The organism is Inquilinus sp. Marseille-Q2685 (assembly GCF_916619195.1).
Lineage (GTDB): Bacteria > Pseudomonadota > Alphaproteobacteria > DSM-16000 > Inquilinaceae > Inquilinus.
Window position 1 is genome coordinate 788,955 of sequence record NZ_CAKAKL010000002.1, and the last position, 12,636, is coordinate 801,590.

The 12,636-nt window shown below is 70.9% G+C and carries 11 protein-coding genes; 10 read left to right on the forward strand and 1 reads right to left on the reverse strand.

The features are described from left to right. Window positions 1-62: 62 nt before the first annotated feature. From LG391_RS12770 to LG391_RS12815, 10 genes are all read left to right on the forward strand, one after another. A complete protein-coding gene (locus tag LG391_RS12770) occupies window positions 63-791 on the forward strand; it encodes a hypothetical protein (RefSeq protein ID WP_225768385.1) in 729 nt (242 codons plus the stop codon). 607 nt (window positions 792-1,398) lie between these two features. Next, a complete protein-coding gene (gene uvrB, locus LG391_RS12775) occupies window positions 1,399-3,624 on the forward strand; it encodes an excinuclease ABC subunit UvrB (protein ID WP_225768386.1) in 2,226 nt (741 codons plus the stop codon). A 4-nt stretch (window positions 3,625-3,628) separates the two neighbouring features. Beyond that, window positions 3,629-4,429 (forward strand): SDR family oxidoreductase, encoded by an 801-nt coding sequence (locus tag LG391_RS12780; RefSeq protein ID WP_225768387.1) that lies wholly within the window; start codon window positions 3,629-3,631, stop codon window positions 4,427-4,429. A 506-nt stretch (window positions 4,430-4,935) separates the two neighbouring features. Next, entirely contained in the window at window positions 4,936-6,867 is a 1,932-nt protein-coding gene (uvrC, locus tag LG391_RS12785; RefSeq protein ID WP_225768388.1) for an excinuclease ABC subunit UvrC, read from the forward strand. 48 nt (window positions 6,868-6,915) lie between these two features. Next, on the forward strand, window positions 6,916-7,530 hold the full coding sequence (pgsA, locus tag LG391_RS12790; protein WP_225768389.1) for a CDP-diacylglycerol--glycerol-3-phosphate 3-phosphatidyltransferase: 615 nt from the start codon (window positions 6,916-6,918) through the stop codon (window positions 7,528-7,530). Between the two features lie 5 nt (window positions 7,531-7,535). Next, the gene (gene mobB, locus LG391_RS12795) at window positions 7,536-8,036 is read left to right on the forward strand and encodes a molybdopterin-guanine dinucleotide biosynthesis protein B (RefSeq protein WP_225769344.1); all 501 of its coding nucleotides are present in this window, start codon (window positions 7,536-7,538) and stop codon (window positions 8,034-8,036) included. A gap of 2 nt (window positions 8,037-8,038) precedes the next feature. Beyond that, entirely contained in the window at window positions 8,039-9,295 is a 1,257-nt protein-coding gene (gene glp, locus LG391_RS12800; protein ID WP_225768390.1) for a gephyrin-like molybdotransferase Glp, read from the forward strand. Window positions 9,296-9,303: 8 nt separating this feature from the next. After that, window positions 9,304-9,555 (forward strand): molybdopterin converting factor subunit 1, encoded by a 252-nt coding sequence (moaD, locus tag LG391_RS12805; RefSeq protein WP_225768391.1) that lies wholly within the window; start codon window positions 9,304-9,306, stop codon window positions 9,553-9,555. A 1-nt stretch (window position 9,556) separates the two neighbouring features. After that, window positions 9,557-10,006: a molybdopterin synthase catalytic subunit MoaE gene (gene moaE / locus LG391_RS12810; protein WP_225768392.1), complete on the forward strand. Its 450-nt coding sequence runs from the start codon at window positions 9,557-9,559 to the stop codon at window positions 10,004-10,006. Window positions 10,007-10,084: 78 nt separating this feature from the next. Beyond that, entirely contained in the window at window positions 10,085-11,515 is a 1,431-nt protein-coding gene (locus tag LG391_RS12815) for an MFS transporter (protein WP_225768393.1), read from the forward strand. Here the strand turns inward: LG391_RS12815 and LG391_RS12820 are convergent. Further along, window positions 11,475-12,617: an ABC transporter substrate-binding protein gene (locus tag LG391_RS12820; RefSeq protein ID WP_225768394.1), complete on the reverse strand. Its 1,143-nt coding sequence runs from the start codon at window positions 12,615-12,617 to the stop codon at window positions 11,475-11,477. The two genes, LG391_RS12815 and LG391_RS12820, sit on opposite strands and share 41 nt — an antisense overlap. Window positions 12,618-12,636 lie beyond the last annotated feature (19 nt).

Consider the following 12,636-nt stretch of genomic DNA (forward strand, 5'->3'; position numbering starts at 1 on the left):
ATATCGTCAATGCCGGAACTCCCTCTGCCGCTTCGCCGGCCACGGACGAGGCCGACATTGCGATGCTGTCCGAGCTCGTGGGGTTCGCCCTGGAGCTGGCCCGCGGCTTCCAGGCCCAGGGCGTCGCCGCCCTTGAGGCCGGCGATCTCGACCGCGCCGGGGAGGCGGAGACCCGCTTCAGCAGTCTCTTCCTCGGCATCCGCCGCGCCGTCGCCCTCAAGATGAAGCTGCGGGAGCAGCGGGAGAAGGCACAGCGCGAGGCCGAAAGCCGCAGGGGCCAGAAGGACGACCGGCGCCGCGCCGTCGCCGAGCGCCTCTCCCGCGCCATCGCCGCCGAGAAGCCCGAGGCCAAGGAAAGGCTCACCGCCGAGCTCTGGGAACGGCTCACCGAGGACGAGCGCATCGACGCCGACCTCGCCGACACCGCCCTGCCGGTCGAGGTCCTGATCCAGCGTCTCCGCTGCGAGATCGGCCTCTTCCGCCGCTCCTTCGACCACGACGGAACCGCCGGCACCGATGACGCCGGCCCGAAGCCGCCGGGCGGGACCATCGGCAGGATCGCCACCCCGCCGCCGCGGGCCACGTCGGTCCCCGACGAGCCCGTCATCCGGGCCAGCGATCTCGGCGGATCCGAAGGCGAGCACCGGCGGCACGACCTCGCCGCCGGTGAGGTCTGCGACGGGTCGGGTAACGTCGTCCGCACCCTGCCCGTATCCGCCCGGCCCCGGCGCTGCGATCCAACCGGCATCGCGCCGCCAGCCCCCCGGCCGCCGCCCGACCGGCGAACATAGGTCTGAGCGGATCGCCGCCCGTGCCTGCCCGCGATGCGAATCGCAGCGCAGATACGGGATCTCGGCGCTGCTCCCTCCGTCGGTCGGAGACCGTGGGTTGGGTTCGCCAGGGCGGACCCAACCGCATGAAAGAGAATTGTCATCCTCGGGCTTGACCCGCGGCTGTCCGGTTGAGGTTCAGCAGCAACCAGCGGAAGAACTTCAGATCATGACCTTCTATTTATAACTGTCATGCCCGGGCTTGACTCGGGCATCCAGGAATGTCGATGCCGCTCCGGGCGGCCCCTGGATCGCCGGGTCAAGCCCGGCGATGACAATATAAATTGAGCCCTACTCCTCGTCCGCACCCCGAAACCCCTCAACCGGACAGCCGTGAGCTTGACCCGAGGATCCAGGGGCCGCCAGAGCGGCTCTCGGTGGCCCTGGATTGCCCGGTCAAGCCGGGCAATGACAGAAAGGGGGAACCTTCTGGTCTCTGAAACTCGGAGCCCAGCGCTCCCCGCTTGACGTCATGTTCCCCCTATGTTCCTATCGACGCTCCAACCCTTCGCGTTCCGCTTCGCCGGCGGCCCTTCCCCTCCGCCCCTGCCGGACCGATAGTGTCGACATGAGCTCAGCGCCCCTCCTCTCCCCCACCCCGGCCTCGCCGCGCGGCGAGGCCACTCCGGTCGTCGTCCATCGCCCGGCCCTGCCGGAGAAGGATCGCTCGACCCCGTTCAAGCTGGTGTCGGACTACAAGCCGGCGGGCGACCAGCCGACGGCGATCGCCGAGCTGGTGGCCGGGATCGAACGCGGCGAGCGCGACCAGGTGCTGCTCGGAGTCACCGGCTCCGGCAAGACCTTCACCATGGCGCATGTGATCCAGACGCTGCAGCGCCCGACCCTGGTGCTGGCCCCGAACAAGACCCTCGCCGCCCAGCTCTATGGCGAGTTCAAGAGCTTCTTTCCGGAGAACGCGGTCGAGTATTTCGTCAGCTACTACGACTACTACCAGCCGGAAGCCTACGTCGCCCGCACCGACACCTATATCGAAAAGGAAAGCCAGATCAACGAGCAGATCGACCGGATGCGCCACGCGGCCACCCGGGCGCTGCTGGAGCGGCACGACTGCATCATCGTCGCCTCGGTGTCCTGCATCTACGGTATCGGCGACGTCGAATCCTACAGCGAGATGACGATCCCGCTGGAGGCCGGGCAGCGGCTGAACCGGCAGGTGCTGCTGAAGCATCTGGTCGACATCCAGTACCGGCGCAACGACACCGCCTTCGGCCGCGGCACCTTCCGGGTGCGCGGCGACACGGTCGAGATCTTCCCCGCCCATCTGGAGGACCGCGCCTGGCGCATCTCCTTCTTCGGCGACGAAATCGATTCGATCCACGAGTTCGATCCGCTGACCGGCGAGAAGTTCGCGGCGCTGAAGCAGGTCCGCGTCTATGCCAACAGCCACTACGTCACGCCCAAGCCCACCCTGCTGCAGGCGATCAAAGGCATCCGCGAGGAGCTGAAGGAGCGGCTGGCCGAATACAACGCCAGCGGCAAGCTGCTGGAGGCGCAGCGGCTGGAGCAGCGCACCCAGTTCGACCTGGAGATGATGGAGGCCACCGGCAGCTGCGCCGGCATCGAGAACTATTCCCGCTACCTGACCGGCCGGGCCGCCGGCGAGCCGCCGCCGACCCTGTTCGAGTACCTGCCCGAGGACGCGCTGCTGATCGTGGACGAGAGCCACGTGATGGTGCCGCAGATCGGCGGCATGTTCCGCGGCGACCGGGCGCGCAAGGACATCCTGGCCGAATACGGCTTCCGCCTGCCCTCCTGCCGCGACAACCGGCCGCTGAAATTCGAGGAGTGGGACGCGATGCGGCCGCAGACCGTCTTCGTCTCCGCCACCCCCGGCAACTGGGAGATGGAGCGGACCGGCGGCGTCTTCGCCGAGCAGGTGGTGCGCCCGACCGGGCTGATCGACCCGCTGGTGATCGTCCGGCCGACCGCGACCCAGGTCGACGACGTCATGGCCGAATGCCGCGACTGCATCGCCCGCGGCCTGCGCGTCCTGGTCACCACCCTGACCAAGAAGATGGCCGAGGCGCTGACCGAATACATGACCGAATCGGGCATCAAGGTCCGCTACATCCATTCCGACGTCGAGACGCTGGAGCGGATCGAGATCATCCGCGACCTGCGGCTCGGCGTGTTCGACGTGCTGGTCGGCATCAACCTGCTGCGCGAGGGGCTGGACATCCCCGAGGTCGGGCTGGTCGCCATCCTCGACGCCGACAAGGAAGGCTATCTGCGCAGCCGCACCTCGCTGATCCAGACCATCGGCCGCGCCGCCCGCAACATCGAGGGCCGCGCCATCCTCTACGCCGACACCATGACCGGCAGCCTGACCGCGGCGCTGGAGGAGACCAACCGCCGGCGCGAGAAGCAGCAGGCCTACAACGCCGCCCACGGCATCACGCCCGAGAGCGTGAAGAAGCAGATCGGCGACATCCTCGACAGCGTCTATGAGCGCGGCGACCGGGTCACCGTCTCGACCGGCGACAGCGGCGTGAAGCACCTGACCGGCAAGTCGCTGCAGGAGCATATCGGCGACCTGGAGAAGCGGATGCGCGAGGCCGCGGCCAACCTGGAGTTCGAGGAGGCGGCAAGGCTGCGCGACGAGATCCGGCGCCTGGAATCGGCCGAGATGGAGCTGGACCAGGGCGCCGGCATCATCGTCCATGCCCGGGTCGGCTCGCACGGCCATGCGGCGGCGCTGGAGGGCGTGCCCCTGTCGATCGCCAAGCCCACCGAGAGGCCGCGCAAGGGCGGCCGCCGCCGCAAGGGACCGTGAGCCGATGAGCCCTGCCGAACGTCCCCTGCCGCCGACCGGCCGGGCCATGCCGCGCGTCGCCGTCGTCACCGGCGCCGCCAAGCGGATCGGCCGGGCGATCGCGATCGACCTCGCCAGCCATGGCTGGCGGGTGGCGATCACCTACCACAGCTCCGCCGAGGAGGCGGCGCAGACGGTGCGCGACATCGAGGCGGCCGGGGCGCAGGGCGTGGCGATCCAGGCCGACCTGACCGACGAGGCCCAGGTCGAGACGGTCATCCCGAAGGCCGCGGCGGCGCTTGGATCCGTGTCGCTGCTGGTCAACAACGCCTCGGCCTTCCGCATGGACACGGTGGCGACGGCGACACGGGCCAGCTGGGACGAGCATCTCGAGACCAATCTGCGCGCGCCCCTGGTGCTGACCCTGGCGCTGGCGCGGCAGCTGCCGGCAGACTGGCCGGGCAACGTCGTCAACATGCTCGACCAGCGGGTGTGGAACCCGACCCCCTATTTCCTGTCCTACACCGTCGCCAAGATCGGGCTGTGGACCCTGACCCGCACCCTGGCCCAGGCGCTGGCGCCGCAGATCCGCGTCAACGGCATCGGCCCCGGCCCGACGCTGAAGAGCGATCGGCAGAGCGAGGAGCATTTCGCCCGGCAGTGGGACGCCGTGCCGCTGCGCCGGCCGACGGCGCCGCAGGAGATCTGCGATGCCATCCGCTTCATCCTGTCGGCGCCGGCGATGACCGGGCAGATGATCGCGCTGGACGGCGGCGAGCATCTCGGCTGGGCCCAGCCCAGCCGCGGCATCGTGCCGATGGAATGAACGACATGGCCGGGCCGGCATTCGCATCGAAATTATCTCAAGCTTGCGATCGAACGCCCTTGACCCGCTCCCTCCGTCGCGGCAGCCCGGGGCTGCCCGCGATGCTGCGCCCGGACGCCGCAGGCAACCGCTCTGCGGTAGTCGCTATCGCCTTGGATTTCCTGGCCTCGCCGCTTCGCCACGACCGGGAGTTGTGCACAGGCGAAATCCGAATCGGAGACGTCCGCAATTTTCCGGCCCGCACATAGCGTGTGATGCTTCTGTTTCAACTTGACTTGGAATTTGTCTCTATTTCTCAATAGCTTAGATTTTTTGCCTATTTTTTGAGCAACAACGATGACACTTAGGCGGCGCCTCGATTGCGGGTCGTTCGCAGACGGTTCCCCACAAAGTTATCCACAGATTCGGTGGATATCACCGAAGCGTCATCGCCCCGCTTCGCCGACTCAGTTGGACGTTCACGATCCGGTCTAGACGCCGCGCCCGGACCGGCCGACATTGCGGCCATGAGCGACACCGTCACCGACCTTCCGCCCGGCAGCCCGCCACCCGAGCGCCCGAAGCCCGCGGGCCGTTCGAAGGCGCGGGCGCATAGCATCGCCGACGGAGTCGCGGTGATCCAGGCCCATCTGCGCACCCTGCCCAGCTCGCCCGGCGTCTACCGGATGCTCGACGAGGCCGGCAACGCCCTCTATGTCGGCAAGGCGCGCAACCTGAAGAAGCGGGTCTTCGCCTACACCCAGACCGGCAAGCAGCCGGCGCGCCTCCTGCGCATGATCGCCGACACGGTCGCCATGGAATTCGTGGTGACCCGGTCCGAGGTCGAGGCGCTGCTGCTCGAAGCCAACCTGATCAAGCGGCTGAAGCCCCGCTACAACGTGGTGATGCGGGACGACAAGACCTTCCCGCACATCATGATCTCCGGCGACCACGCCTTCCCGCGGATCGCCAAGCACCGCGGCGCGACGGGGCCGAGCGGCCAGTTCTTCGGCCCCTTCGCCTCGGCCGGGTCGGTCAACCGCACCATCACCGCGCTGCAGCGCGCCTTCCTGCTGCGCAACTGCTCGGATTCGGTGTTCTCCAGCCGCAGCCGGCCCTGCCTGCAGTACCAGATCAAGCGCTGCACCGCCCCCTGCGTCGGCTACGTCACCGAGGCGCAGTATGCCGAGCAGGTGGCGAGCGCGGTCGACTTCCTGAGCGGCCGCAGCCAGGGCGTGCAGGCCCGCTTCGCCGAGCAGATGATGGCGGCCAGCGAGCGGCTGGATTTCGAGCAGGCGGCGCGCTGGCGCGACCGCATCCGGGCCCTGACCAACGTCCAGTCGCATCAGGACATCAATGTCGAGGGCATCGGCGACGCCGACGCGCTGGCGATCCACGAGGCCGGCGGCCACAGCTGCGTCCAGGTCTATTTCTTCCGCGGCGGCCGCAACTACGGCACCCGCGCTTATTTCCCGAGCCATGACAAGTCGGCGGAGCCGGCCGAGATCCTGGCCGCCTTCCTGGGCCAGTTCTACGACAACCATCCGCCGCCGCCCCTGGTGCTCTTGAGCCACGAGGTGGCCGAGACCGAGCTGCTGGCCGAGGCGCTGACCCTGAAGGCCGACCGCCGGGTCGAGATCGCGGTGCCGAAGCGCGGCGACAAGCGGCGGCTGATCGAGCATGCGCTGAACAACGCCCGCGAGGCGCTGGGCCGCCGCATGGCCGAGAGCGCGACCCAGGCGGTGCTGCTGGAGGGCGTGGCCCGGGTCTTCGGCCTCGACGCGCCGCCGCGCCGGATCGAGGTCTACGACAACAGCCATCTGGGCGGCACCAACGCGCTCGGCGCCATGATCGTCGCCGGGCCGGACGGCTTCATCAAAGCCGCCTACCGCAAGTTCAACATCAAGGGCGCGGTCACCCCCGGCGACGACTACGCGATGATGCGCGAGGTGCTGACCCGCCGCTTCGCACGGGCGCTGAAGGAGGATCCGGACCGCGAGCAGGAGGGCTGGCCCGACCTGGTGCTGATCGACGGCGGCCAGGGCCAGCTGAACGTCGCCTGCGAGGTGTTCGCCGAACTCGGCCTGGCCGAGATCGCCCTGGTGTCGATCGCCAAGGGGCCGGACCGCGACGCGGGGCGGGAGCGCTTCTTCCTGCCGAACCGGCCGCCCTTCGGCCTGGAACCGAAGGACCCGGTGCTGTATTTCCTGCAGCGGCTGCGCGACGAAGCCCACCGCTTCGTCATCGGCGGCCAGCGCACCCGGCGCGCGGGCGACATCACCAGGTCGCCGATCGACGAGATCCCGGGCATCGGCCCGCGCCGCAAGAAGGCGCTGCTGCTGCATTTCGGCTCGGCCCGCGAGGTCAGCCGCGCCAGCCTGCAGGACCTCGAGGCGGTCGACGGCATCAGCAAGGCGGTCGCAAGCCTCATCTACCGACATTTCCATCCCGACGCCTGAGGCGCCATGTGCTAGCGTTCGAAAGCCCCTGAAGTCAGTGCCGTCGCCATGGTTACCAGCCTGCCGAACCTCCTGACCTATTCGCGCATCGCGGCCATCCCCGTGCTGATCGCGCTGTTCTACGTGCCGGACGCCTGGGCTGCGTGGGCCTGTCTCGTGATCTACGCCGCCGCCGCCATCACCGATTATTTCGATGGCAAGCTGGCGCGGGCCTGGAACGAGACCTCGCTGATCGGCCGGCTGCTCGATCCGATCGCCGACAAGATGCTGGTCACCGCGGTGCTGTTCATGCTGGCCGCCTTCGGCCGGCTGCAGGGTTGGTCGGTGATCCCGGCGGTGATCATCCTGCTGCGCGAGGTGCTGATCTCCGGCCTGCGCGAGTTCCTGGCCGGGATGAATGCGCGCGGCCTGCCGGTCACCGCGCTGGCCAAATGGAAGACCACGATCCAGATGCTGGCGATCGGTTTCCTGATCGTCGGCGATGCCGGCACCCGCGCCTTCGACGGCCAGGTGCCGGTGACCCAGATCGGCATCGCCGGGATCTGGGTCGCCGCGGTGCTGACGCTGGTGACCGGCTGGAGCTATCTGCGCGAGGGCGTGCGCCAGGCCATCACCGAAGATCCAGGTACGCCCCCGGCCAAGGCCGCCAGGACCACCGGTTGACCCCGATGCGCGTGCTCGGCATCGCCGGCTGGAGCGGCAGCGGCAAGACCACGCTGCTGGCGAAGCTGATCCCGGCCCTGATCGGCCGCGGCCTGACCGTCTCCACCGTCAAGCACGCCCATCACGATTTCGACATCGACCAGCCGGGCAAGGACAGCGGGCGCCACCGCGAGGCCGGGGCGACCGAGGTGCTGGTCTCCTCCGACCGGCGCTGGGCCCTGATGCACGAGCATCGCGGCGCCGCCGAGCCGCCGCTGGCGGCGCTGCTGGCGAAGCTGCAGCCGGTCGACCTGGTGCTGGTCGAAGGCTTCAAGCGAGAGGCTTATCCGAAGCTGGAGGTGTGGCGGGCCGCGACCGGCAAGCCGCCGCTGCATCCCGAGGATCCCGGCATTATCGCGGTGGCCAGCGACGGGCCGATCGCCGACCCCGCCCTGCGGCGGCTGGACATCGACGACATCGAGGCGATCGCCGATTTCGTCGCCGACTTCGCCCGCAAGGCCGGCTGAGCGTGGCCAAGCTCTCCGACGACTGCTTCGCCCTGGGCGACCGGCTGCTGTCGGTCGAGGAGGCGGTGGCCGAGTTCCGCTCCCGCCTGGCCGCGGTCGCCGGGGCCGAGACCGTGCCGCTCGCCGCGGCGGAGGACCGGTTCCTGGCCGGGGATCTGGTGGCAGACCGGCCGGTGCCGCCGCACGCCAACGCCGCGGTCGACGGCTACGCCGTTCATTTCGACGACCTGTCGCCCGGCTCTCCGACCACCTTGCCGGTGGTCGGCCGCGCCGCCGCCGGCCATCCGCTCGGCCGGCCCGGCCGGCGGGGCGAGGCGATCCGCATCTTCACCGGCGCGCCGCTGCCCGACGGGCCGGACACGGTGGTGATGCAGGAGGACTGCAGGGTCGCCGACCGCCGCGTGACGTTCCCGCCCGGCCTGCGGCGCGGCGCCCATGTCCGGCAGGCCGGCGACGACATCCGCGCCGGCGACACCGTGCTGACCGCCGGGTGCCGACTGGGCCCGGCCGAGATCGGCCTGGCCGCCTCGCTCGGCCGCGCCGCCCTGCCCGTTCGCCGGATGCTGCGGGTGGCGGTGCTGTCGACCGGCGACGAGGTGCGCGACCCGGGCCTGCCGGTGGCCGAGGGCCAGATCTACGACGCCAACCGCTATCTGCTGGCGGCGCTGCTGCGCCGGCTGGGCTGCGACGTCGCCGACCGCGGCATCGTGCCGGACCGGGCCGAGGCGGTGCGGTCGGCCCTTGTCGCCGCCGCGGCGGAAGCCGACGCCATCGTCACCTCCGGCGGCGTCTCGGTCGGCGACGAGGATCACGTCAAGGCGGCGCTGGAGGCGGCGGGCGGCCAGCTGCACCACTGGCGCCTGGCGATCAAGCCGGGCAAGCCGGTGGCGCTGGGCCAGCTCGGCGACGTGCCGTTGCTGGGCCTGCCCGGCAATCCGGTCGCGGCGATGGTGACCTTCCTGCTGGTGGCGCGGCCGCTGCTGCTGCACCTGGCCGGCGCCGAGCCGACGCCGCTGCGCCGCTTCCCGGTCGCCGCCGGCTTCGCCCACGGCAAGAAGACGGGCCGCCGCGAGTTCCTGCGCGCGGTGCTGGAGACGGGCCCGTCCGGCACCCTGGTCGCCCGCCGCCACGGCCGGGAGGGCTCCGGCATGTTGAGCTCCCTCGCCGGCGCCGAAGGGCTGGTCGAGCTGCCGGAGGACGTCACCGCCGTGGCGCCGGGCGATCCGGTTGCCTATATCCCGTTGAGCGCCCTGATCTGAGAACCGGCATGAAGCTCCTGTATTTCGCCTGGGTCCGCAGCAAGATCGGCACGGCCGCCGAGACGGTGTCGCCGCCGGAGTCGGTGCGCGACGTCGCCGGCCTCCTGGATTGGCTGCGCGCCCGCGGCGCCGGCTATGCCGACGCCCTGGCCAATCCGGCGGTGATCCGGGTCGCGGTCAACCAGCGTTTCGCCAGGCCGACCGACCCGGTGGCACCGGGCGACGAGATCGGCATCTTCCCGCCGGTCACGGGGGGCTGAGATGGCGGTGCGCGTGCAGGAAGCCGATTTCGATCCCGGCGCCGAGATGGCCGCGCTGTCGGACGGCCGCACCGATGTCGGCGGCGTCGCCTGCTTCGTCGGGCTGGTGCGCGACATCGCCGGCGGCACCGCGGTCACGGCGATGACGCTGGAGCACTATCCCGGCATGACCGAGCGCCAGCTGGCCGAGATCGAGGCCGAGGCGCGGGACCGCTGGCCGCTCCTGGAGGTGCGGATCGTCCATCGCGTCGGCCGGCTGGGGCCGGGCGACCGGATCATGTTCTGCGGCGTCGCCTCGGCCCATCGCGGCGCCGCCTTCGAGGCCTGCGCCTTCCTGATGGACTGGCTGAAGACCAAGGCCCCCTTCTGGAAGAAGGAGGAGACGCCGCAAGGCGAGCGCTGGGTCGAGGCCCGCGCCGAGGACGACGAGGCCGCGGCGCGCTGGCGCTGACGGCAGTCCTGCCGACTCCACGCTTCTCATCGTGCCGGCGGCGGTGTAGCCCCGACGGTAACGAAGGGGAAACGCAACATGGTGCAGGTCTCGGCGCAACCGCCGGCGGGCTGGGCGGATCTGCTGGCCGAAGGCCGGCTGCCGCGATTCGCGATGGTCTGCCTGGGCATCTGGCTGAACGCGGCCGACGCCCTGGTCACTGCCACCATCATGCCCAGCGTCGGTGCCGACCTGGGCGGCTATGCCTATTTCAGCTGGGCCACGGCCGGCTTCCTGGTCGGCGCGATCCTGGCCGGCGCCAGCGCCGGGCGGCTGTCGGAACGGTTCGGGCTGCGCTGGGCCTCGGCCATCGCCGGCCTGGCCTTTGCGCTCGGCTGCGTGCTCAGCGCCGCCGCCCCGACCATCGGCGTGTTCCTGGCCGGGCGGGTGCTGCAGGGCGTCGGCAGCGGCTGGGTCGCCGGCTTCTCCATGGTCGCGATCGCCCTGCTGTTCCCCGAGCGCCATCTGGCCCGGATGTTCGCCGTGGCGTCGGGCATCTGGGGCATCGCCACCATCCTGGGACCTCTGGTCGGCGGCCTGTTCGCGCAGGCCGGCGACTGGCGCGCCGTGTTCTGGCTGTTCACGGCGCAGTCGCTGGTCTTCGCCGCCGCCTCGCCCTGGCTGCTGAAGGGCACGGTGCGCAGCGGCGGCCAGCCGGGCGTGCCCTGGGCGCAGATCGGCGGCCTGACACTCGGCGTCGGCGCCATCGCCATGGCGGATGTCAGCCCGAACCCGGCGATCGCCCTGGCGCTGGTTATCGCCGGCCTCGGCATCCTGGTGCTGGTGCTGCGGGTCGACTCCGGCGCCCGGGTGCGGCTGATGCCGCGCCAGGCGGGAAACCTGCGCACGGTCTGCGGCACCGCCTATGCCGCCATCTTCGCCCTGATGGCGACCTCGATGGGCCTGAACGTCTACGGCCCCGCCATCCTGCAGACGCTGCACGGCCTGTCGCCGCTCTGGGCCGGCTATGTGGTCGGGGGCATGGCGCTGGCCTGGACCCTCGCCGCCTTCGTCGTCGCCGGCGCCACCGGCGCCGGAGAGCTGCGCTGGCTGCTGCGCGGCGCCGGCTGCATCCTGGCCGGCGCCGTGCTGCTGGTGCTGGTGATGCGCGACGCGCCGCTGATCTGGATCGTCGCCGCCGCCCTGCTGATGGGGGCGGGCTTCGGCTTCTCCTCCAGCCTCCTGAACCGCCGGCTGATCGGCACCCTGGCCGATGACGACAAGGCGATCGGCAGCTCGGCGCTGATCGCGGTGCGCCAGACCGGCGGCGCGGTCGGCGCCGCCATCGCCGGCGCCACCGCCAACCTGGTCGGTTTCGGCGGGGGCCTGACGGTGGAGACCGCCCGGGCGGCGGCGCTGTGGGTGTTCGTCACCGCCCTGCCGCTGGCCCTGTTCGGCGCCTGGGCGGCCTGGCGGCTGACCGTCGCGGCTAATGCGCCGACGGCCGGTCGCGAGCCGGGTCGAGGCTGACCCACAGCGCGCCGTCGAACGGCATGGCGGCGAAGCGGCTGTTGATCTCGGCCAGGGTGGCGCCGGGATCGAGGTCGCCGAAGATCTCCGGCCGCACCCAGCGCGCCACCGCCTCCACCGCCACGATGTTCAGCGGCACGGCGTTGAAGAAGTTCCACAGCCCGTGCACCCGGCCGTCGCGGGCCGCCGCGAGGCCGGAGAGGCCCGGCGCGGCCAGCACCCTGGCGAGCCCCTGCCGGGCGGTCTCGGCGGGGACGCCCGGGCCGATCGAAAAGCCCCGCCCACCCTCCGCCTCCGGCAGGCCGGTGGCGATATAGACCTGCGGGTCCTGCCCGATCACGTATTCCAGGCTCAGCACCCCGCCCCCGGCATCCGGAAACCGGTCCGCGGCGATGTTGCGCCCGCCGACCAGCGACACCAGCTCGCCCAGCCCGGTCTCCCCGATCGCCCAGCAGCAGTCCTCCGGCTGCGGATAGGCGTGCATCAGCACGGCCGGGCCGGGTTCCGGATGCTCCGCCACGCGCCGGCGGATGCGGTCGATCCGCGCCTCCCAGAAATCGGCGAAGGCGTTGGCCCGGTCCTCGCGGCCGAGCACGCGGCCGAGCAGCCGCATGCCCGGCGCCGTGTTCGCCAGCGGCCGGTGGTTGAAGTCGACCACCACCGCCGGCACCCCCGCCGCCGTCAGCCGGTCCAGGATCTGCCGCCCCTGCTCGGTCTCGGCCTGCCAGGCGCCGAAGATCGCGAGGTCCGCCCCGACCGTCAGCGCCCTCTCCAGCGAGAAGCTCTCATCCGTGCCGCCGCCCACCACCGGCACCTTGGCCAGGCGCGGGAACTTCGCCAGGAAGGCGGCGTAGAGGCCGGGGTCGTATTGCCGCGTGTCGTCGGCCCAGCCGACCAGCAGCGACACCGGATCGGGGTCGATCAGCGACAGGGCGACCAGGTTGATGCCCGCCCCCAGCAGCACCGCCCGCGGCTGGTGCGGCACCGTGACCTGCCGGCCGGCGGCGTCGGTCACGGTGACGGGCCATTCCGCCCGGACCGACGGGGCCAGCAGGCAGGTCAGCAGCAGAAGGGCGCAGGCCAGCGCCTTGCATCGATTCATGGTGGATCCTGGTCACGTT